The following is a 655-nucleotide window of genomic DNA, read 5'->3' on the forward strand; positions in this document are numbered from 1 at the left end:
GATGCGCACGGTGCTGCCCGGTTCGGCACGGCCGGTGATAACGCTGCCGTCCGCGCTCACCGCCAGTTCGGTTGGGGCGGCAGGGGCGGTGATGTCGGGTGCGGTGATCTGTGCGGGCAGCGAGGAAACGCCGCCGTCATCGATGGCGACCACGTCCAGCAGTTCGCCATTGGCTTGTGCGGGATTCAGTTCGATGCTGAAGCTGCCATCGGTGTTGGCAATGGCACTGCCAATCAGCGTGCCGTTGGCGTCATGCACTTCCACACGGGTGCCGGCAGGTGCGGTACCGGTGAGGGTGGTGCCATCAGCATTGATGGCCAGATTGCTCGGGCTGTCGGGCGCGGTGGTCAGTGGTACGTCGTACTCGGTAGCCACCGAAGCGTTGCCGCTTGGGTCGGTCTGCACCAGGCTCAACTGCTCGCCTGGCTGAGCGGCCGGATTCAGGTCGATCAGGAAGGTGCCGTTGGCACCCACCACACCCGTGCCGATCACGGTGCCATTGGCATCACGCACTTCGACAGTGGCACCCGGTTCGCCGCGACCGCTCAGGGCCGTGCCACCTGGGCCGACCAGGATGTCGGTGACCGCCTCGGGCGGTGTGATATCCGGGGCTGTGAACTCCAGCGGTATCGAACTGTTGCCGGCGGCATCCACC

At 66.0% G+C, this 655-nt stretch carries 1 protein-coding gene; it reads right to left on the minus strand.

Annotation, left to right across the window (positions count from 1 at the left end):
• On the minus strand, nt 1-655 hold a 655-nt coding region (locus I8746_RS26875), incomplete at both ends, for an Ig-like domain-containing protein (RefSeq protein WP_221101222.1).

The sequence above is a fragment of the Pseudomonas sp. USTB-Z genome, assembly GCF_019691255.1.
GTDB classification, from domain to species: domain Bacteria; phylum Pseudomonadota; class Gammaproteobacteria; order Pseudomonadales; family Pseudomonadaceae; genus Aquipseudomonas; species Aquipseudomonas alloputida.